The following is a 20,469-nucleotide window of genomic DNA, read 5'->3' as shown; positions in this document are numbered from 1 at the left end:
CTATTGGTAATAACCCCCGGCTGTTGTGGCCGGAAGTAACGATTACCCAGTCTATTTGAGAGTCTTTTTAAAATACTCATCGCGCCTCTCGCCCTCAACCTCAAACACCAGTTTTACACTCCATTGAAAATGAGTATTGAAGGGCTACCCGGATGTGTACAGAGACGAAAGGCCAGCCAAATTCCGAGACCTTGGTCAACGAGTCGGATCAGACCTTGGTCGAGTCGGACACTGGCCTAAAGTCCCATGGCGCAGGCCCCGGGGGACCGGAAACCCGTGTGAAATTGCGCCATTTGAGCCGCTCAACCCAGTTCGTAATCTGCGCCACAATCATTCTGGGCCTGACCATGACGTTCGTTGGAAACCTCGTCAGCCAGAGCATCGAAGATGCAACGGTTCAAACGGCGGCAGAGACGGGCGCGCGTTATATGCAGAACTTTCTCGAACCTTTCGTCCAGGGATTAACCAATGCAAAGGAACTCCCCGATGAAACCATTCAGACCATTGACCACCTGCTGTCCAGCACCTCGCTCAGTACACATGTTGTTTCGGTGAAGATCTGGTTGCCGGACGGCACTATTGTCTACAGCACCGACAAATCCACGGTCCAGAAAACGTTTCCGACAGCGGAGATATCACAGGCACTGACTGGCAAGATCCATACAGAGTTCGACAATGATCTTGGAAATCATACGGTGGATGATATTGAGGATGCCTTTGAGCGAAGCCTGAATATTCCGCTCTATGAAATATTTGCTCCACTGCGCGAAGCGGATACTGGAAAGATTGTTGCGGTGGGTGAGTTCTACGAAACTGCGCAGGCGTTACAGCGCGAAATCAGTAACGTTCGAAAAAAAGTATGGGCGATTGTTGGAACAGCAACGACAGCCATGATTTTACTGTTGTTTTTTATCGTTCGGCGTGGCGACAAGATAATAAAGCAGCATGAAACAGCACTTAGATGGCGAATGGATGAACAAGCCAGGTTGCACTCAAACAATGCCGCCCTTCAGCGCAAAGTCACTAAAGCCAATCGCGAGTTCTCCAGAATCAATGAACTCACTCTGCGGCGGATCGGGGCAGATCTGCATGATGGTCCTGCCCAACTGTTGGCACTTATTCTCCTTCGCCTTGAAGAACTCGAAGGTTCGCAAGGCGTCTCGGATGTAGAAGCCCTGGAAATGATCAGGCGTGCCGGCGAGGATGCTTTAAACGAAGTGCGGGAAATTTCACTTGGCCTGGCACTCCCGGAAGTCAATGACCTGACCCTGCACGATGCCCTGGTATTGCTGGCCGAGCGGCACGAAGAGCGAACCGAGACGCGAGTCGATCTGCAGCTTGATACGCTTGCGGACGATGTACCGATAGCGCTTAAAATTGGTATTTACCGCTTCGCCCAGGAAGCTTTGAACAATGCCTATGTTCACGCCGGGGGAAAAGGCCAAAAACTCAGCGCCTCATACTCTGAAGGACTGCTGGAAGTGCAAGTCGAGGATGCGGGAGTGGGTATTTCAACCGAGAAACCGAGCGTGCCAGGTCGAGGTAGAACTCGGCTGGGCCTTGTCGGCATGCGCTATCGCGTCGAATCCCTCGGCGGCGTATTCAGCATTGAATCGGCTCCCGATGCCGGAACCAAGGCCAGGGCGCAGTTCAAAATCTGATAACCCGTACCAGAATGATCGTTGCGCCCAAGTCACCGCAGCGCTTATGGCTCGTTATTCGGCTTCCTGTTGTCATTCCAGTCGCGGCGTTGAAGAGCACCACACAGGCTGGATATATGGTCACTCTCCCAATGCCGCATCACTGCAGCCACCGCCTGCGTCCGGTTACGAACCCGCAGCTTGTACATGACATTTGTCATGTAGTGCTTGATGGTCTTCTCGCAGAGCTCAAGCTTGATAGCCACCTCGCGGTTGGTCAGGCCCTTCGATACCTCCCGGATAACCTGTTCTTCGCGATGGGTCAGTTCGACCTTTTGCTTGTCACCCGCGTGCTTTCTGATATTGCTTAACAGCCTGCCGGCAAGTTTAGGGGTAATGAAGGTTTCACCCCCGGCAACATTTCTGATGGCTTGCACAAGCTCAAGACCGCTGATGCCTTTCAACGCATATCCCTGCGCGCCCGCTTCGAGGGCGGAACAGGCGTCCTCGATGGACTCCGATACCGTCAGCATCAATACTTTAACTGCCGGCGAAGACGCCGAGATCGCTCGCACGGCAGCAAAGCTGTCGCCCGGCATATTGACATCCATCAGCAAAACATTCGGAGCAAAACGAGCGGCAATTTCCATGGCATCATCGGCAGACCCGCCCTGCTCGACCACCTGAAAGTCAGCTATTTTCTTCAGCGCCATTGTGACCCCATCCCTTAACAGTGGGTGATCGTCAACAATGCCAATCTTGATCACGGGACTCGTAAGAAGCTCCTCATGAGAAGCGACGGAGCTCAAAGTTGGTGTCGCGTGTTTCATTTTTCACCCCTTGCGTCCGGCCAAATCCGACAAGTCCTGCCGTCTCCATGATGTCCGGGACGACGGCTGTTGCGGGTGTCCGGGATGGTGCAACAAATGAGCCATTACCCTGGTGCGAAGAAAAAGCTCAGATTAATGAACAGGGTGTTTCAGAATGTTTCATTCGAGAGAAAGCGTGAGGGGGGAATATTCCTCAACTTTGGTGGTAACCGACCGGTTGGGTGGGTGTAATGCCCCATTTATGGAGAAACTGGCGCCCTGTTGCACCGGCCGCTTTTACCAGGGTCTGCTTACCCTCGCAGCCTGGCGGACTTCGCTGATCCGGCTTGATGCAATGCTACGGGACGGCATCCATGGCGGTGACGGACGGCCTGTTGCAGGCCGTCGTTTTACAGCGCTGGTGGATCAGGGTTTACGCGCAATGATCACCTGGCTCTTGGCTACCACCGCATCCAGCGCCTGCTTGATCTGTGTACCCCGGGGCGACGCCAGGATCGCCTGCCAGGTGTCCGCCCAGTGATTGAGCAACGGATGGTCCGGGTTGCTGAAGTCGACCTTGGCTTCCCAGAACAGCAGCATCCACATCGACCAGTAGAATCCGTACTGGCTGTGGCTGATCACTTCCAGGCCGGCATCGCTGACCATGGCCTTGAACTGCGCTTCGCTGATGATGCGAATGTGGTTGGGCTTCTGGAAATACTCGGCCGCCGCGATGTCTTTCTGCAGGTCTTCAGAGCTGGGGTGCGGGACGCTCAGCAGATACAGCGCGCCCGGTTTACCCACTCGCACCAGTTCAGCAAGGAACTGGGCCGGATCGTCCACATGCTCGATGACCTCGGTCGACACCACCCGCGTGGCGGTCGCATCGGCAATCGGCAGCGGGTTGCAGTCGGTGACGTGGCATTCGACGTCACGGGCCGGTGTATCGCTCAGGCGCTGGCGGGTCGCTTCAACCTTGGCCGCGTCGATATCGGCGATGATGATCTTCGCCCCGCGCATCCCGCAGAAATGCACGTTGCCGCCGTCGCCACAGCCCACATCCAGCAGTGTGTCCTCGGGGGTCACCGGGAAACCGCTGAACAGTTCGCCGGTCTGCTGATTGAACCAGCCGCTGAGCATGGCGTCGTGCAGGCCGAGCATATAGGGGTCGACCTTCTCCGCCACGGGTGGCGCAGGCGCAATCTCTGGCTGCACCGGCGCGGGGGTGCCCGCCGTGAGTTTCTTCAAAAGGCTCAGCATGAGGTGGCTCCAGAGGATGAGACGGCTGTTCGGGAGGTGTCCAGGCGTTTGACCAGCGAGGCGCCGCGGTTGCGCATGGGCATTTCAATGAAGCGATAGTTGAGTTCGCTCAGCAGCACGATCAGGCCGCCAGCCATCAGCAACATCAGTATCGGATGGCCAGCCGGACTGGGCAGCCCGGCAGCCTGTAAACGGAAAATGAATTCACGTACCAGCAAGTAGGCCGGGATATGGATCAGGTAAATCCCGTAGGAACGGCTGCCGACCCACGTCATCAGGTGCTTGAACACGCCGCGCGGCCACAGGTAATCGCGGTTGTAGGAAGCGATCCAGACCAGCACGGCGCACAGCACCGCGATCACACCAATCCGGTAATGGGTGAAGGTAAAGCGATCCGTTGCCATGAAGCCGAGCAGCAGCGACACCGCGATCAGTGCGGCGACACCGGCCCATGGACGACGCAGGAATGTGGGCTCCCAGCGCAGGTACGACGGTTGCGTACTCCACATCGCCAACAGCACGCCAAGGGCCAGCGCGTCAGTGCGCACCACCATCAGGATCGGCGTGCGCAAGGTGAACAACTGCACCGCAACCAGCGCCAGCAAAAGCCACACAAGGTGTTTGCGAAACAGCACGATCATCAGCGGGAACAGCAGGTAGAACTGCTCTTCCAGCGACAGGCTCCAGTACACGAAACTGGTGCCGTACTCGTAGCGATAAAAACTGTCGGCAAAGCGGAAATTGGCGTACTGCGCGACGCCGGCCAGGGTCGCCTGAAGGTTCGCGTGCAGGGTGCCGAAGGCGCCTGAGCGGTTGAGAAAAAGACACGCCAGCAACATCAGCGCCAGCCACAACCAGGCCGACGGCAGCAATCGAAAGGCCCGGCGCAACCAGAAATTGCGCGTCTGTTGCCAATACTCCTGACGCGTTGTGCAGCGGCGCATGGCCGGGATCAGGCTGCGGGCAATGACAAAGCCCGAGATCGCGAAAAACAGGTCCACGCCCCACCACGGCTGGCCGTACAGGGTGATGGTCTGCAGCAAAGGCACAGCCGCCGCGAACAGGCTGTCCTGCAGGTGGTGAAACAGCACGCCAAGCACCGCAATGCCGCGCAACAACTCGATGTCCATGATCCGTTTTTCGTTGCTCATGCGCCCTCCTGGAGATGAGGTTTTCGAGCAATGATCACCTGACTCTTGGGCATGAACCGGTCCAGCATCTGCTTGATCGCCAACCCGTCGGGCTGGGCCAGCAAGTCCTGCCAGGTTTTCGCCCAGCTCTCCATCAGCGGCGGGTACGGCGCCTGGATCCGGTCGCGAACCGCCCCCCCCAGGTCGCGCCCGGCGGCCCGTTCACTGGCCCAGAAAAAAATCATGCCCATGACCCAGAAAAACCCGGTGGCCTGGCGATGCTCGATGACCAGGCCCGCGTCCTCCACCAGCGCGGCAAACCGCTCGGGGGTGAAAATCTGCACATGATTGGGCGATTGAAAGTAGCTGGCCGGGGCGATGCCTTTCTGCAAATGCTCGCCCACCGGCGACGGTACGCTCAGCAGGTACTGCGCGCCGGGGCGGCCCATGCGCACCAGTTCGGCCATGAAGGGTTCCGGCTGGTCGATATGCTCGAGCACTTCCATGCACACGACTTTGCTCGCGCAACCATCGGCCAACGGTAGCGGCAGGCTGTTGCTGACCAAACCGAGATTCGCTTTATCCGACTGCGCTTGCACTTGCCGCGCCAGGTCGCGGACCTTGTCATGTTCACTGTCGGTGAAGATCACCGAAGCGCCCTGGCGGATCGCAAACAAGGTCGCCACGCCTTCGCCGCAACCGACATCCAGCAAGGTGTCGTCGGCGGTGATGGCAAACCCTTTGAGCAGTTCGCCGCTGTCGCCCAGAAACCAGCCGTCGAGCAGGGCATCGTACAAACCGATGTCCCTGGGCGAGACTCGTGTTTCGGGTGCGGCGACCACCACCGGCGCGGGACGCAACTTCGCAAGCAGGCGCCGGATCATGTGCCCGACGCTTGTGCGCAGTTTGCTTTACGCCGTTGCAGCAACTGCTCGAACACGGCTTTCAGGCGCTGCTCGGCAACGGCCTGGCTGCAGAATCCCTGCAGGCTGCGCACGGCATGGGCCGACATCCGTTGATAGCGCTCGACGTTCTGTCTGGCAACGTCATGGCTGGCGGAAAAAGCCGTGCACAGCGAGTCCCAGTCCGTGACGTAGCGCAGGGTACGATAGGCTGCGCGAGGATCGTGGGGCCAGGAGGTCAGTTCGTCGGTGCTGTCGACGATAAACGCGTTGTCACGGTCGATGTAGTCGGCCATGGCGGTGTTCAGCGGCGCAATCGCCGGCTTGCCGCAGGACATGAACTCCATCAACGGCAGGCATTGCCCTTCGCCGTAGGAGCAGTTGACGACGTAGCTGGTGGCCTCGACCAGGCGCTCGTAGTCGATGTCGGCCAGATAGCCGTGGATCAACACGATGCGGCACTGGTAGGACTGGTTCTTGTAGACGTGGTGCATCATGTCGGACAGTGCGTTGGCGATGTCATGGTGCGTGAGCTTGAGCACCAGGGTCGCGTCGGGCGTATCGCGAAAGGCGGTGCAGAACGCACTGATCATGTCCTTCCAGTTCTTGCGGCCGTCGTACGGATTGAACACCGAGGTGTAGACCACGCCCTCGAGCAACAGCTCGCAGTCGCGCGGCGGTTGATCGAAGGCGATTGGCGTGCCCTCGCGCAAACGCTCGGGGCCATAGGGGCGCAAGTCCGCCGTGCGACTGTCGATCAACAGCCCGCGCAGGTTCAGGCGCGTGGGGCCCACGACCGGACGCTTGTCCAGAAGCTCGCCGCGGGCGGCAAAACGGTCCCAGACGGGGGCCGCGATGGCGCTGATCGGGTAATCGCGGCCCATCACATCGTGCACGGCATTGACGGTGAAGCTGGAGTGGGTGATCGCCGTCCCGCAGGCGCCCAACACCATCCGCCAGTCATGCCGCGGTTCGCCCTGCCAACTCTCGGTGGGAATGGTGCTGAACTCCCAGGCGAACACCGGAATCGTCGGGCACGCGTAGTGGACCGGCGTGCGATGCGGCGGGGAGAAGGACAGGAACACGCAGTCTTCGCCCCGGCTCAGGCAATCGAAATACAGCCGGTCGACCAGCTCGTCCGGGTTGCTGACCTCGATCACTTGCCCCAGCCGTTCGAGCACCGGGCGGAATTCCTTGAGGACGAAGTAATAGCTGTACTCGGGCCGCCCCAGGTTCTGCTGGATGTTGCTCTTGTTGGTTTCCGAATGAATGATGATCAGCACGATGCAGCCCCCGTTTCGGCAACCACCGGCACGACGTCACGGACCGATTCCTGTTTGAAGAACAGCGCCAGCCGCTGTTGTACCGGTGCGAAGCTGCAGTATTCGTGCATGCGTTCGCTGGCCGCGTCCGCCATGGCCTGCCAGGCGTCCGGCTGGTTTTTTGCCATGGCGTAGCTGTTCTCGTAAGCCGTTTTCAACGAGCCCCAATCCGGACGGTGGCGCAGGGTGCGATACAGGATTCGCGCGTCTTCCGGCCAGATCGTCGGTTCCTGGCTGGACTTGACGACGAAGGCCACGCGGTCGTCGATGTAGTCGCGCATCGCCGTGTGGTTCGGGGCGATCACCGGCCGCGCGCATGACATGAATTCCATCAGCGGCAGGCACAGGCCTTCGCAGCGTGAAGCGTTGACGTAGTAACTCGCCGCGCCATAGAGACGGGCGAACTGCTCGTCCTGCAGATAACCGTGCATGACCACCACGCGACAGGCGAAGGGCGAGAGTTGGGACAGCAAGGTGATGAGCTCGACGTAATAGGTCGACAGGTCGTTCTGGGTCATCTTCAACACGAGCGTGGCGTCCTCCACATCACGCAGCGCCCAGCAGAACGCGGTGATCAGGTGGTGCCAGTTCTTGCGGCCGTCATCAGGGTTGAACACGCTCACGTAGACGACGCCGTCGACCACGATTTCGACCGTTTGGCTGGTGTCGGGGAAAGCCGCTTGTGGATGCTCGTCCTGCGCGCCAGCTGCGCTGATGACGGGTTCATCCGGCACGGAGGGTGCGCTGACGACGGGTTCGATCGGCAACGGCTGAGGTCTGCGAAACCTGGCCAGCCATGGGCGAACGGCATCCGGCACCAGATCGCGAATGGCTTCGCGATACCACAACAGCACGTAATGCCTGGTGATGAAGAGGCGTCGCCGCAGGGTCAACGGCGGCGCAGGTTGCGGTTGCGGTACGGGCTCCGGCTCAACGATTTCCACGGGTGGTTGCTCGATGATCGGCGCGATCAGGCCATCGGCGGACAACCCCATCGCGCGGCTGTCCAGGATGCAACCCTTGATCTGCAGCGTGGCACCGGCGTTCACCGACGTACCGGGGTATTGCTGGCGAATGTCGGCAAAGCGCTCCCACAATGGCGTCGGCAGCACCAGCACCGGGAAGTCGTCACCCAGGGTCCGGTGGATGGCTTCGGCGGTATGGGTGGACAAGGTGATCACCCGCCCCAGGCGTGCCAGTGTCCGGCTCCAGTCATGCCGTGGATCGTTGTCCCAGTGCTCGGCGGGAATGCTGTCGAACTCCCAGGCGACCACGCACACCATCGGACATTGCAAGTCAGTGGGGGTCTTGTGCGGTGGCGCGAACGAAATGAACAGGCAGTCCTGACCGGCCTGCTGCAACTGCCGGTACAGCGGATCGACTTCGGCGGCCGATGACACGACATGCACCGGTCCCAGGCTTTCGAACAGCGGTCGATACGCCTTGAGCACGAAGTAATAACTGTACTCGGGACGGCCGAGACTCTGGCTGATGGAGCTGTCGTTGACGTCGGAGTAAAGAATGAAATTCATGGCATCCCACGGTGACGCCGCCATCCCGGCAGCCTCACGCTATGACGGGGAGGACAGGGTTCGAGCCCGTGTTTACCGGCGCTCGCCCATCGTCTTCCTGCCCGTCTACGTTCTTGTTTTAGTGGTCAGTTTCTCGCAGTTTCGAAGCGACGCTGCCGAACCCCGGGTAATAGTGACGAGGGGCATTCTAAACACATCCATCGAGGGTTCGTGAACCGCCCGACGAGAATAAATCGGGCTACGCTGACGAGAACTGACCAGTCACGGTTGGACCTGTTGAAATTGCCGAGCAAATGGCACAGATTGGCTACCAAACAACTACAACAAACATTTCACCCGCCATTCGAGCGATCATGCCGCTCGCAAGTTTTTCCATGGAGTCTGTGGGAGATGGATGAAATGCATGACCAAGGGGTCGCTGTTTGAAAAAACGTCTGTTTGTCACGGGTCTGAGCGGATTCGTAGGACAACACATCCAATCGCGTTTGCAGGCTGATACCTCGGAATGGGAACTGCTGTCTGTTCCCGACCGCTACGATCTTGCTGCACCTTCGAGCCTCGAAGGCTTGTGGCCGCAAATGCCCGATGCAGTGATTCACCTGGCCGGCCAGACGTTCGTCCCGCAGGCCTTTCGTGATCCGGCCGGCACCCTGAATATCAATCTGCTGGGCACCCTGAACCTGCTGCAAGCCCTCAAGGCGCGCGGCTTCACCGGCACGTTTCTGTACGTCAGCTCCGGTGATGTCTATGGCCAGGTCGCTGAAGAGCATCTGCCCATCACTGAACTGCAGCCCCCCTGCCCGCGCAATCCCTATGCTGTGAGCAAACTGTCGGCAGAGTTCCTGAGTCTGCAATGGGGCCTGAGCGAAGGCTGGCCCGTACTGGTTGCCCGCCCGTTCAACCATATCGGCAGCGGGCAGAAAGACAGCTTCGTCATTGCCGGCGCCGCGCACCAGATCTGCCGGATCAAGCAAGGCCTGCAGGCACCACGACTGGAGGTCGGGGACGTCGACGTCACGCGCGACTTCCTTGATGTCGCGGACGTGGTCTCGGCCTACCTGGCCTTGCTGGAAAAAGGCACACCGGGGCAGGTCTACAACATTTGCTCGGGACGCGAGCAGAGCATTCGCAGTTTGATCGAACAATTGGCAGATCTTGCCCAGGTCGACCTGCAACTGGTCCAGGACCCTGCGCGACTTCGCCGCGCGGATCAGCGTCGGGTGTGTGGCAGCCCTGACAGACTGGCCCAGACCACCGGATGGAAGTCTGAAATCACAACACAACAATCCCTGCGGGCGATCCTGTCCGACTGGGAGAAGCGAGTACGACAAGTATGACTAAAAGTGCATTGATTACAGGTATCACCGGCCAGGATGGCGCCTATCTGGCCAAACTGCTGCTCGACAAGGGTTACAAGGTCCATGGCCTGGTTGCGCGCCGCAGCAGCGACTCGCGCTGGCGCCTGCGCGAGATGGGCGTCGAGGCGGACATCGTCTACCTGGATGGCGACATGGCCGATGCCTGTTCAGTGCAGCGTGCGGTGATCAAGTCAGCGCCGGACGAGGTCTACAACCTCGCCGCGCAAAGCTTCGTCGCGGCCTCCTGGGATCAACCGGTGACCACCGGCATCGTTGACGGCCTGGGCGTTACGCACTTGCTCGAAGCGATCCGCCAGTTCAGTCCGCACACGCGTTTCTATCAGGCGTCCACCAGCGAAATGTTCGGCCTGATCCAGGCCGAACAGCAGGACGAGAACACGCCGTTCTATCCGCGCAGCCCTTATGGCGTGGCCAAGCTGTATGGCCACTGGATTACCGTGAACTACCGCGAAAGCTTCAACCTGCACGCCAGCAGCGGGATTCTGTTCAACCATGAATCACCGCTGCGCGGCATCGAGTTCGTGACACGCAAAGTCACCGACGCCGCCGCCCGGATCAAACAGGGCAAACAGCAGGAACTGCGCCTGGGCAACATCGACGCCAAGCGCGACTGGGGCTTTGCCGGCGACTACGTCGAAGCCATGTGGCTGATGCTGCAACAGGACAAACCCGACGACTTCGTGGTGGCCACCGGCGTGACCACCACCGTGCGCGAGATGTGCCGGATCGCCTTCGATCATGTGGGCCTGAACTACCGCGACTACGTGAAGATCGACCCGGCGTTCTTCCGCCCGGCCGAAGTCGAAGTGCTGCTCGGCAACCCGGCCAAGGCCCAGCGTGTGCTGGGCTGGAAACCAAAAACCGACCTGGATGCCTTGATCCGCATGATGATGGATGCGGACATGAAACGCGTTGCCAAGGAGTAGGCCATGCTGATTCCCGTGATTCTCTCCGGCGGTGCCGGGACAAGGTTGTGGCCGGTGTCGCGTGAAGGCCATCCCAAGCCGTTCATGGCCTTGCCTGACGGCCAGTCGCTGCTGGGCAAGACCTATCGGCGTGCCGCAGAGTTGCTCGACGGCTGGGGCGATATCGTCACGGTGACCAACCGCGAGTACTACTTCCAGAGCAAGGATCACTTTCGGGACGCGCACCTTGGCCGTCATCGCGGGCACTTCCTGCTGGAACCGGCGGGGCGCAATACGGCGCCGGCGATTGCCGCCGCCGCCCTCTCCCTCCAGGCCCTGCATGGCGACGACGCGATCATGCTGGTCATGCCGGCCGACCATCTGATCGTCAATGTCGACGCGTTGAAGGACGCAGTCGAGCATGCCGTGACGCTGGCCAGGCGCGGTCACCTGGTGACCTTCGGTGTGGTGCCCAGCGCTCCGGAAACCGGTTTTGGCTACATTGAGGCCGGCACTTCACTGGACGACAAAGGCGCTGCCAGCGTGCGGCGCTTTGTCGAAAAGCCCGACCTGCAAACCGCGACGCATTACGTGGAAAGCGGCAACTTCCTGTGGAACTCCGGGATGTTCTGTTTCTCGGTCGCCACCCTGCTGGCCGAACTGCAAACCCACGCTCCCGATTTGCTGGAGCAGACGCAAACCTGCATGGCCGCCAGCGCGGCGGTGGAAAACGCCGGGAGCGTGCAACAGGAACTGTCACCGGCGCTGTTTGGCGAAATCATGGACATTTCCATCGACTACGCGTTGATGGAGCGCTCCGACAAAGTGGTCGTCGTGCCCGCCCGTTTCGACTGGAGCGACATCGGCTCCTGGGGCGCGGTGGCCGCGCTGGTACCGGCGGATGAGCAGAACAACCGTGCCGTCGGCGAGGCGATTTTCATCGACAGCCACAACAACTTTGTCCAGAGCGACAACCGTCTGGTAGCGACCGTGGGCGTGGATGACCTGATCATCGTCGACACCGCCGACGCGGTGCTGGTGGCCCACGCCGACCGCGCCCAGGATGTGCGCCGGGTGGCCAGGCAACTCAAGGACAAAGAGCACGAGGCCTACCGCCTGCATCGTACGGTCAGCCGGCCATGGGGTACCTACACCGTGCTCGAGGAAGGGCCGCGCTTCAAGATCAAACGTATCGTGGTCAAGCCCGGCGCCAAGCTGTCATTGCAGATGCACCACCATCGCAATGAACACTGGGTGGTGGTCGAAGGCATGGCCAAGGTCACCAACAACGGCACCGGCACGCACCTGGTGGCCAAGAACGAATCGACCTTCATTGCCGCCGGTCACAAGCATCGCCTGGAGAATCCCGGTGTGATCGACCTTGTGATCATCGAAGTGCAAAGCGGCGAATACCTGGGAGAGGACGATATCGTCCGCTTCGAAGACCAATATGGGCGGACGGTTTGAATGCTGCGTAATCTTTACCAATCCCTGTGGAGTTACCGGGGTTTCATCCTCGGCAGCGTCAAGCGGGAGTTTCAGGCGCGTTATCGCAACTCGCTGTTCGGTGCCTTGTGGACCGTGCTCAATCCGCTGTCGATGATCCTGGTCTACACGGTGATCTTTTCCACCATCATGCGCGCCCGCTTGCCGGGCGTGGATGACGGGTTGGCCTACAGTGTCTACCTGTGCGCCGGCCTGCTCACCTGGGGCCTGTTCGCCGAGATCACCACGCGCAGCCAGAGCATGTTCCTGGAAAACGCCAACCTGCTGAAGAAAATCAGCTTCCCGCGCATCTGCCTGCCGGTCATCGTGCTGCTCAATGCCGGAATCAATTTCGCGATCATCCTGGGCTTGTTCCTCGGCTTCCTGCTGATCAGCGGGCGGCTGCCCGGCATGGCGTTACTGGCGCTGGTGCCGTTGCTGATCCTGCAAGTGATGTTCGCCGCGGGGCTGGGGATGATCCTGGGTGTGCTCAACGTGTTCTTTCGCGACGTCGGGCAGTTTTTCGGCATCTGTCTGCAATTCTGGTTCTGGCTGACGCCGATCGTTTATCCGCTGTCGATCCTGCCGTCGGGTATCCAGAGCTTCATCGAACTGAACCCGATGACGGCACTGATGAACAGCTACCAGAACCTGTTTCTCTACAACCAATGGCCGAACTGGAGCTCGCTGGTGCCCTTGCTGGTGATCGGCCTGTTGTTCTGCGCAATGGCGCTGCGGCTGTTCCGCCAGCGTGTCGGTGAAATGGTGGACGAGCTCTGATGGGACATATACGTGTCAGTGGCCTGGGCAAGGCCTACAAGCAGTACCCCAATCGCTGGAGCCGACTGTTCGAATGGCTGGTGCCGTTTTCCCGCAACCGGCATCACCTGCACTGGGTGCTGCAAGGGGTCGATTTCGAGATTCAGCCGGGGGAAGCCGTGGGCATCGTCGGGGTCAACGGTGCCGGCAAAAGCACGCTGTTGAAGATGATCACCGGCACCACCCAGCCCACCTGCGGCGACATCCAGTTGCAAGGCCGCGTGGCCGCGCTGCTTGAACTGGGCATGGGTTTCCACCCGGACTTCACCGGCCGGCAGAACACCTTCATGGCCGGCCAGTTACTTGGCATGCAGGTGGAAGAAATCGAAGCGCTGATGCCGGAAATCGAGAGCTTCGCCGAAATCGGCGAGGCCATCGACCATCCGGTGCGCACCTATTCCAGCGGCATGCAGATGCGTCTGGCGTTCAGCGTGGCCACCGCGCGGCGGCCGGATATCCTGATCGTCGACGAAGCGCTGTCCGTGGGCGACGCCTACTTCCAGCACAAAAGCTTCGATCGCATCCGCAACTTCCGCAAGGCCGGCACCACGTTGCTGATCGTGTCCCATGACCGCTCCGCGATCCAGTCGATCTGCGACACCGCCATCCTCCTGGAAAACGGGCGCATGGCCATGCGCGGCAAGCCCGAAGAAGTGATGGACTACTACAACGCCATGCTCGCCCAGCGCGAGGGCCAGACGGTGCGCCAGGAGATGCTCGCCAACGGGCAGGTGCAAACCATTTCCGGGACAGGCGAAGCGGGCATTCTCAGCGTCCGCCTGCTTGACCCCAAGGGTCGTTCGGTGGAAGTGGCAGAAGTCGGTCAGGCGATGGTCCTCGAAGTGCAGGTCGAGGTGCGCCAGGACATCGAGCGGCTGATTCTCGGCTTCATGATCAAGGATCGCCTCGGCCAGCCCATGTATGGCATCAACACCCACCGGGTCGACAAAGCCCTCACCGACCTGAGTGCCGGCGAACGCATCACCTACCGTTTTGCCTTCGACATGCGCCTGGGCAAGGGCAACTATTCGGTGGCCCTGAGCCTGTCGCGCCTGGACTCGCACCTGGATCGCAATTTCGAATGGCGTGACTACGGGCTGGTCTTCCACGTGATCAACAATCGCCAGGAAGACTTTGTCGGTTGCTCCTGGCTCGAAGCGCAGACCAGTGTTACCCGCTCCAGCGAAAACCAGGTGGAAACCGTTGGGGTGACGCAATGACCCGACTGCTGGTGGAATGTACCTACGTTTTCGAACACCCCGATGCCAACTCGGGCATTCAGCGGGTCGTGCGCAATGTGATTCAGCAATTGCCAGCCGCGGATGCCCAGCGTGAATGCATTCCGGTGGTGATGATCAATGGCGCGTTGTTCGAGGTGAAAAGCCTGGCGCCCCTGCCGACCGTCAAAGTGGATCTGGTAAGCCTGCGGGTGAAGCTCGAACAGTTCGCCAATCAGTTCTGGCTGCGCCACCGCGCGCTGGAACGACGCCGCCCTTTCAGCCAATCGAAGTTCGCCCGCCGGGTGCTTTATGTCGGTTGCCGCCTCACCGCATTCGCCTGCCTGAGCCTGCCGATGCGCCTGCTGGACCGGGTACTCAAGGGCAAGCCGGTTCCCGAGCGCTGCGTGCCATTGCAACATCGCGCAGGCGACCAGTTGGTGCTGCTGGACTCGTCCTGGCACGCCAACTTTTTCCCCCTGGCCGAGCAACTCAAGCGTGACGGGGTCGGCATCGTGTCGGTGATCTACGACCTGATTCCCCTGACCCACCCGCAATTCTGCGACGCCGGGCTGGTGAAGGTGTTCAACGAATGGTTCGACTGGATCGCCCGCACCGCCGATGGCTATGTGGCAATCTCGACCACCATCCGCGACCAGGTGCGCCAGGAGATGAGCCGCAGGATCGGCACCGCGCAGGTCCAGCAACGCTGGTTCGACTACTTTCACCTCGGCTCCGAACTCGACCTGAGCGACGCCCGCTCCGCCGTCGACCCGGGGTTGCTGCAGATGTTCAAGTCGGCGGACCCTGTATTCCTGATGGTCAGCACCATCGAGCCGCGCAAGAACCATGCGTATCTGCTCGACGCGTTCGAGCGCGCCTGGGCGGCCGGGTCCAGGGCCCGGTTGTGCATCGTCGGCAAGATCGGCTGGAAGTGCGAGGCGCTGATCGAGCGTATCCGCCAGCATCCAGCGTTGAACCAGCGCCTGTTCATGTTCAATACGCTCTCGGACAAGAGCCTGGAACACGCCTATTCCCACGCGACCTCGCTGGTGTTCCCGTCCTACGTCGAAGGGTTCGGGTTGCCGCTGGTGGAAGCCATGCAGCGTGGCCTGCCGGCAATGGCCAGCGACATCCCGGTGTTTCGCGAAATCGGTGGCGAGTACATGGCGTACTTCGACCTCGACGATCCGCAGAACCTGGCCGATCTGGTCATCGACATGGAAACGAGCGGCGCATTTCCCGCGCCCCTCAACCTGGAAAACTGGCGCTGGCTGAGCTGGCGCGAGGCGAGTGCGCAACTGGTCGATCGCATCCAGCGCAACCTGCACAGCGATGCGAAGGTGCCTGAGAGTCAGCATGCGAATTGCCCTTAACGCCCGCATCCTCCAGGCCCCGCGCACGGGCATCGGCCACTACGTCGCCGAACTGGCGACGGCCCTGGCCCGCGAACCGGACGTCGAGTTGACGTTGTTCCATGGCTGGGGCTGGAGTTCGGTCCTGCCCGAGGCGGCGATGCCCGGTTACTCGCGCTTGACGCCATTGCTGCGACAGATCCCGGGGGCCTATCAGGCGCGGCGCTGGCTGGAACAGAAGCGCTTCGACCAGCGCCCCGCCCAGTCCATCGATCTGTATCACGAGCCGAGCCTGTGGCCGCTGTCGTTCAACGGCCCGACCATCATCACGCTGCATGACCTCACCCACCTGCACTATCCCGACACCCAACCTCCGGCCCGTCTGCGCGAAATCGAGCGACGACTGGCCGACGGCGTACAACGGGCGCGGCTGATTCTGACAGACTCGCAGCACATCGCCGATGAAGCGCAGGCCTGGTTCGCACTGCCGGCCGAGCGCTTCGTGGTGGCACCGCTGGGTGTGGCCGCGCGATTCCACCCGCGTGAACCCGAGGCCATCGATCGCGTCCTCAAAACCCACGGCGTCGAGACGCGGGAGTATTTTCTCTGCGTCGGCACCCTGGAGCCGCGCAAGAACCTGACCCAGGCCCTGCGCGCCCATGCGCTACTGCCGGAAACCGTGCGCCAGCGTTTTCCCTTGCTGATCGCCGGTATGGCCGGCTGGCAGCGTCAGCAGTTCAATGACGAGTTGCGTACGGCCCTCGCCTCAGGTCATGTGTGCCTGCTGGGGTACCTGCCCGACGAGGATCTGGCGCAGTTGCTGGCCGGTGCCCGGGCGCTGGTCTTCCCTTCGTTGTACGAGGGCTTCGGTCTGCCGGTGCTGGAAGCCATGGCCAGTGGCACCCCGGTGATTCTGACGGGTATCTCGGCGATGCCGGAGGTGGCTGGCGATGCCGGCAACTACATCGAGGCGCACGACCCGGACACCTTGCGCGATGCCATGCGGCGGCTGATCGACGACCCGGCACACTGGCAGGCCTGTCGCGAGGCGGGCTTGCAGCGAGCGAAGCTTTTTTCCTGGGAGCGTTGCGCGACGGTGACCGCCCGCGCCTACCGCCAGGCTATGGAGAACTGATATGCGCGTTCTGCACTTTTACAAAACCTACTTGCCCGACTCCATGGGTGGCATCGAACAAGTCATTTTCCAGATGAGCGAAAGTGGCGCGCGCCATGGTGTCGACAGCACGGTGCTGACCCTGAGCAATGACCCGGCGCCGGGCGTGTTGCAGATCCGCGAGCACCAGGTGCATCAGGCCAGGATGGATTTTCAGCTCGCCTCCACCGGTTTTTCCTACAGCGTATTCAAGCAGTTTCGTGAGCTCGCCGCCGAAGCCGACGTGGTCAACTACCACTTCCCCTGGCCCTTCATGGACCTGGTACATTTTGTCAGCGCCACCAAAAAACCCAGCGTGGTGAGTTACCACTCCGACATCATTCGCCAGCGTCATCTGCTCAAACTGTACCGTCCGTTGATGCGCCGGTTCCTGGACAGTGCGGATCGAATCGCCGTGGCGTCCCCCAACTACTTTCACACCAGCGACGTGCTCAAGGGCTATCGGGACAAGACCCGGGTCATCACCTATGGCCTGGACAAATCGGGTTATCCGAAGCACGACGCGGCACGTACCGAGCGCTGGCGCCAGAAACTGGGGGACAAGTTCTTCCTGTTCGTCGGTGTCATGCGCTACTACAAGGGGCTGCACATCCTGCTCGAAGCGATGCAGGGGCTGAACTACCCCGTGGTGATCGTCGGCGCCGGCCCGCTGGAAGAGGAGTTGCATGCCCAGGCCAGGGCACTGGGCCTGCAGAACCTGCACTTTCTCGGTTTCCTCGGAGATGAAGACAAGGTTGCCTTGCTCGAGTTGAGTTATGCGGTGGTATTTCCGTCGCACCTGCGCTCCGAAGCATTCGGCATTTCACTGCTTGAAGGCGCGATGTATGGCAAACCGATGATCTCCAGTGAGATTGGCACGGGCACCAGTTACATCAACATCCATAACGAAACCGGGCTGGTGGTGCCACCCAGTGATCCACTGGCGTTTCGTGAGGCGATGCGCACGCTTTGGGAAAACCCGGCGCTGGCGGCACAAATGGGCGAGAAGGCGCAGGCCCGCTATCAGAATCTGTTTACGGCGGACGAAATGGGTCGCAAATGGGCGGCGTTGTATGAGGAACTGCTGGAAGAAAAAAACCTCGCCTACGCATGAGGCTTTTTTGCAGGATCCGACTTGCCTTGGCTGCGGCCGGGGAAATCTACGGGCAAATGTCCCAGGTCAGCAGCGTGCTGGAACAACCGGCCGATGAAGTGATTGGCAAAGTGCGGTTGCTGATCATCAGCCGGTTTTTTCTCCGAGCGCTTTGATGACTTCCTCGCCGACTGGTCATCGCCGGCTTCGGTATCGGCTGTTTGCCCGAGCACATGGTGGCGGCGGACGTCGACGCCGGATTGCTCTGGCGCCTGCCGCCCCACGAAGGGCTTGCCGATGTCGAGATTCATTAGCTGTGGAACCGCGAACAGAAGATGAGCCCTGACGGTTCAGACGTGAGGATCGCCCGGCGCCTTGCCCGGTGCCGCGTACTGCGGCTTCAGGTGCCCGTCCTGATCGAGTAGCCAGGCGTCCATGATCTGCCGTACAACCGGTCCGGCGACGCGGCCACCCGCCTCACCGTTTTCGATCATCACCGAAATCACGATCTTCGGGTGCTCGGCCGGGGCGAAACCGACGAACAAGGCATTGTCGCGGTTACGCTCACGGGTTTTCTCCCGGTTGTAGCGTTCGCCCTGCTTGATCGCCACCACTTGCGCGGTACCACTCTTGCCAGCAATACGGTACTGCGCGCCCGCGGCTGCGGCCCGGGCAATCCCGCGGGCATCGTGCATCACCATCTGCATGCCATGGTTGACCTGCTCCCAGTCGCGTGGATCCTTGAGCAGGATGTCCGGCATCGGATGCTCATCCACCGGCGCGACACCGTCCACGGTTTTGGCCAGGTGCGGGCGATTCCACACGCCTTTGTTGGCAATCAGCGCCGTGGCCTGGGCCAATTGCAGCGGCGTGACCTGCATATAGCCCTGGCCGATTCCGAGAATCACCGTCTCGCCAGGAAACCAGGCCTGTCGACGCGTGGCGCGCTTCCATGCCTGGGATGGCATCAGGCCGGGGGATTCTTCGTTCATGTCCAGGGAGACTTTCTCACCCAGTCCGAACATTGCCATGTAGTCGTGCAGGCGATCGATCCCCAGCTTGTGTGCGAGGTCATAGAAATAGGTGTCGTTGGAACGCATGATCGCTGCATCCATATCCACCCAGCCGTCGCCGCTGTGGTTCCAGTTGCGGTACTTGTGATCGAAATCCGGCAGTTGGTAATAACCGGGGTCGAACACACGGGTCTGTGGCGTGACGACCCCCGTGTCGAGGCCGGCGATTGCCACTTCCGGCTTGATGGTCGAACCCGGCGCGTACAGGCCGCGCAGCACACGGTTGAACAGCGGTCGGTCGACGGAGTCGCGTAGCGCAGAGTACTCCCTGGAACTGATGCCGGTGACGAACAGATTAGGATCGAAACTCGGGTTGCTGACCATGGCCAGCACTTCACCGGTCGACGGATCGAGCGCAACCACCGAGCCGCGACGATCACCCAGAGCTTGTTCGGCGGCTACCTGCAGCTTGACGTCGAGGCTCAGGACAATGTTTTCACCCGGCACCGGATCCGTGTGCTTGAGCACTCGCAGCACGCGGCCCTGGGCATTGGTTTCGACTTCCTCATAACCCACATGGCCGTGCAGTTGCGACTCGTAGAATTTTTCGATCCCGGTCTTGCCAATGGATTGGGTGCCTCGGTACTCGACCGTATCCAGGGCCTTTGACTCTTTCTCGTTGATGCGTCCGACGTAGCCGACCGAATGCGCGAAGTGCGCGCCCAACGGATAGTGCCGAACGAACTGCGGCTCGACATCGATGCCCGGCAAACGGAACTCGTTGACGGCGAGTACGGCGATCTGTTCTTCGCTCAGTTCATAGAACAGCGTCACCGGTACGAAGGGGTGACGTGCCTGCCTCATCACCTTGTCGAATTGCGACCGGTCTTCAGTGGACAAGTGCAGGAGATTGACGACTTCGTCCAGCTCTTCGTTGACATTGGAAGCACGTTCGCGGGTGATGGTCAGGTTGAAGCTGGGGCGGTTGTCCGCAAGGAGTACGCCGTTGCGGTCATAGATCAATCCGCGGGTAGGCGTAATCGGCAGGACATGTACGCGATTGTTTTCGGAGATGGTCGAGTGATAGTCGAACTCGACGACCTGCAGGACATACAGGCGTACCACCAGAGCACAGGTTATGGCGGCAACAAACAATGCGCAGGCCATGAGTCTCTTGTTGACCAGGCGTGTTTCTTTTTCGTGGTCCTTGATCGGTATCGGTTCAGGCACTTGTGCAGCAACTCTTTGAAAAGAATGCCGATCCGTGGGCGCAGACTCAGTCCATTAAAAATGAGCTGCACCTTAGCAAAACCGGGGGGTCCGGTTTGTGTGATTTTTTTTACAATTGACCTTGGTTGGGGGTTTTGTTTTTTCCGCGCAAAAACAAAACCCCAACTGCTTTCGCAATTGGGGTTTCGGAATTTAATCTTGACGATGACCTACTCTCACATGGGG

Annotated in this window: 16 protein-coding genes and 1 pseudogene; 10 read left to right on the top strand and 7 right to left on the bottom strand. The window is 60.3% G+C overall.

Features of this window, described 5'->3' with window-relative positions; genetic code table 11:
- Positions 1 to 152: 152 nt before the first annotated feature.
- Positions 153 to 1,661, top strand: a complete 1,509-nt coding sequence (locus tag AC3WN7_RS26275; protein ID WP_095968222.1) for a sensor histidine kinase — start codon at positions 153 to 155, stop codon at positions 1,659 to 1,661.
- Between the two features lie 44 nt (positions 1,662 to 1,705).
- Here AC3WN7_RS26275 and AC3WN7_RS26270 read toward each other — a convergent pair whose 3' ends face one another.
- The 6 genes from AC3WN7_RS26270 to AC3WN7_RS26245 form a co-directional block, all read right to left on the bottom strand.
- Complete coding sequence (locus AC3WN7_RS26270; protein WP_256585794.1) at positions 1,706 to 2,470, bottom strand: response regulator; 765 nt, start codon at positions 2,468 to 2,470, stop codon at positions 1,706 to 1,708.
- A 405-nt stretch (positions 2,471 to 2,875) separates the two neighbouring features.
- Complete coding sequence (locus tag AC3WN7_RS26265) at positions 2,876 to 3,709, bottom strand: class I SAM-dependent methyltransferase (protein WP_015094132.1); 834 nt, start codon at positions 3,707 to 3,709, stop codon at positions 2,876 to 2,878.
- Entirely contained in the window at positions 3,703 to 4,860 is a 1,158-nt protein-coding gene (locus tag AC3WN7_RS26260; protein WP_102675554.1) for an acyltransferase family protein, read from the bottom strand. Before AC3WN7_RS26260 ends, AC3WN7_RS26265 begins: the two co-directional genes overlap by 7 nt.
- On the bottom strand, positions 4,857 to 5,723 hold the full coding sequence (locus AC3WN7_RS26255; protein ID WP_095968220.1) for a class I SAM-dependent methyltransferase: 867 nt from the start codon (positions 5,721 to 5,723) through the stop codon (positions 4,857 to 4,859). Before AC3WN7_RS26255 ends, AC3WN7_RS26260 begins: the two co-directional genes overlap by 4 nt.
- On the bottom strand, positions 5,720 to 7,024 hold the full coding sequence (locus AC3WN7_RS26250) for a glycosyltransferase (RefSeq protein WP_095968219.1): 1,305 nt from the start codon (positions 7,022 to 7,024) through the stop codon (positions 5,720 to 5,722). Before AC3WN7_RS26250 ends, AC3WN7_RS26255 begins: the two co-directional genes overlap by 4 nt.
- Complete coding sequence (locus AC3WN7_RS26245; protein WP_095968218.1) at positions 7,018 to 8,595, bottom strand: glycosyltransferase; 1,578 nt, start codon at positions 8,593 to 8,595, stop codon at positions 7,018 to 7,020. Before AC3WN7_RS26245 ends, AC3WN7_RS26250 begins: the two co-directional genes overlap by 7 nt.
- Positions 8,596 to 9,017: 422 nt before the next feature.
- Between AC3WN7_RS26245 and AC3WN7_RS26240 the strand changes: the two genes are divergently transcribed.
- The 9 genes and pseudogenes from AC3WN7_RS26240 to AC3WN7_RS26200 form a co-directional block, all read left to right on the top strand.
- On the top strand, positions 9,018 to 9,932 hold the full coding sequence (locus AC3WN7_RS26240) for a GDP-mannose 4,6-dehydratase (RefSeq protein WP_095968217.1): 915 nt from the start codon (positions 9,018 to 9,020) through the stop codon (positions 9,930 to 9,932).
- Positions 9,929 to 10,900 carry a GDP-mannose 4,6-dehydratase gene (gmd, locus tag AC3WN7_RS26235; protein WP_015094126.1) on the top strand — a complete coding sequence of 324 codons (972 nt, stop codon included), beginning with the start codon at positions 9,929 to 9,931 and terminating at the stop codon, positions 10,898 to 10,900. The genes AC3WN7_RS26240 and gmd overlap by 4 nt, the downstream gene beginning before the upstream one ends.
- A 3-nt stretch (positions 10,901 to 10,903) precedes the next feature.
- Positions 10,904 to 12,346, top strand: a complete 1,443-nt coding sequence (locus AC3WN7_RS26230) for a mannose-1-phosphate guanylyltransferase/mannose-6-phosphate isomerase (RefSeq protein ID WP_095968216.1) — start codon at positions 10,904 to 10,906, stop codon at positions 12,344 to 12,346.
- The gene (locus AC3WN7_RS26225) at positions 12,347 to 13,144 is read left to right on the top strand and encodes an ABC transporter permease (protein WP_095968215.1); all 798 of its coding nucleotides are present in this window, start codon (positions 12,347 to 12,349) and stop codon (positions 13,142 to 13,144) included.
- Positions 13,144 to 14,403 carry an ABC transporter ATP-binding protein gene (locus AC3WN7_RS26220; RefSeq protein WP_095968214.1) on the top strand — a complete coding sequence of 420 codons (1,260 nt, stop codon included), beginning with the start codon at positions 13,144 to 13,146 and terminating at the stop codon, positions 14,401 to 14,403. The genes AC3WN7_RS26225 and AC3WN7_RS26220 overlap by 1 nt, the downstream gene beginning before the upstream one ends.
- Positions 14,400 to 15,776 carry a glycosyltransferase family 4 protein gene (locus AC3WN7_RS26215; RefSeq protein ID WP_095968213.1) on the top strand — a complete coding sequence of 459 codons (1,377 nt, stop codon included), beginning with the start codon at positions 14,400 to 14,402 and terminating at the stop codon, positions 15,774 to 15,776. The genes AC3WN7_RS26220 and AC3WN7_RS26215 overlap by 4 nt, the downstream gene beginning before the upstream one ends.
- Positions 15,760 to 16,890, top strand: a complete 1,131-nt coding sequence (locus AC3WN7_RS26210; protein WP_095968212.1) for a glycosyltransferase family 4 protein — start codon at positions 15,760 to 15,762, stop codon at positions 16,888 to 16,890. Before AC3WN7_RS26215 ends, AC3WN7_RS26210 begins: the two co-directional genes overlap by 17 nt.
- 1 nt (position 16,891) lies before the next feature.
- Complete coding sequence (locus AC3WN7_RS26205) at positions 16,892 to 18,022, top strand: glycosyltransferase family 4 protein (protein ID WP_102675555.1); 1,131 nt, start codon at positions 16,892 to 16,894, stop codon at positions 18,020 to 18,022.
- Between the two features lie 29 nt (positions 18,023 to 18,051).
- Positions 18,052 to 18,312 (top strand): annotated as a pseudogene (locus AC3WN7_RS26200) (hypothetical protein); the annotation flags it as partial.
- Between the two features lie 39 nt (positions 18,313 to 18,351).
- On the opposite strand, the gene mrdA reads toward AC3WN7_RS26200, so the two are convergent.
- Positions 18,352 to 20,244: a penicillin-binding protein 2 gene (gene mrdA, locus AC3WN7_RS26195; protein WP_207258552.1), complete on the bottom strand. Its 1,893-nt coding sequence runs from the start codon at positions 20,242 to 20,244 to the stop codon at positions 18,352 to 18,354.
- Positions 20,245 to 20,469 lie beyond the last annotated feature (225 nt).

It is taken from the genome of Pseudomonas sp. FW305-70 (assembly GCF_058783925.1).
The sequence above is the reverse complement of the archived record's forward strand: the minus strand, read 5'-3'. Positions and strand labels throughout refer to the sequence as shown.

Bases quoted from the DNA above. Each gene is read 5' to 3' on its own strand.
- AC3WN7_RS26275 (WP_095968222.1), top strand. From the start codon at position 153: ATGTGTACAGAGACGAAAGGCCAGCCAAATTCCGAGACCTTGGTCAAC.
- AC3WN7_RS26270 (WP_256585794.1), bottom strand. From the start codon at position 2,470: ATGAAACACGCGACACCAACTTTGAGCTCCGTCGCTTCTCATGAGGAG.
- AC3WN7_RS26265 (WP_015094132.1), bottom strand. From the start codon at position 3,709: ATGCTGAGCCTTTTGAAGAAACTCACGGCGGGCACCCCCGCGCCGGTG.
- AC3WN7_RS26260 (WP_102675554.1), bottom strand. From the start codon at position 4,860: ATGAGCAACGAAAAACGGATCATGGACATCGAGTTGTTGCGCGGCATT.
- AC3WN7_RS26255 (WP_095968220.1), bottom strand. From the start codon at position 5,723: ATGATCCGGCGCCTGCTTGCGAAGTTGCGTCCCGCGCCGGTGGTGGTC.
- AC3WN7_RS26245 (WP_095968218.1), bottom strand. From the start codon at position 8,595: ATGAATTTCATTCTTTACTCCGACGTCAACGACAGCTCCATCAGCCAG.
- gmd (WP_015094126.1), top strand. From the start codon at position 9,929: ATGACTAAAAGTGCATTGATTACAGGTATCACCGGCCAGGATGGCGCC.
- AC3WN7_RS26230 (WP_095968216.1), top strand. From the start codon at position 10,904: ATGCTGATTCCCGTGATTCTCTCCGGCGGTGCCGGGACAAGGTTGTGG.
- AC3WN7_RS26225 (WP_095968215.1), top strand. From the start codon at position 12,347: ATGCTGCGTAATCTTTACCAATCCCTGTGGAGTTACCGGGGTTTCATC.
- AC3WN7_RS26220 (WP_095968214.1), top strand. From the start codon at position 13,144: ATGGGACATATACGTGTCAGTGGCCTGGGCAAGGCCTACAAGCAGTAC.
- AC3WN7_RS26215 (WP_095968213.1), top strand. From the start codon at position 14,400: ATGACCCGACTGCTGGTGGAATGTACCTACGTTTTCGAACACCCCGAT.
- AC3WN7_RS26210 (WP_095968212.1), top strand. From the start codon at position 15,760: ATGCGAATTGCCCTTAACGCCCGCATCCTCCAGGCCCCGCGCACGGGC.
- AC3WN7_RS26205 (WP_102675555.1), top strand. From the start codon at position 16,892: ATGCGCGTTCTGCACTTTTACAAAACCTACTTGCCCGACTCCATGGGT.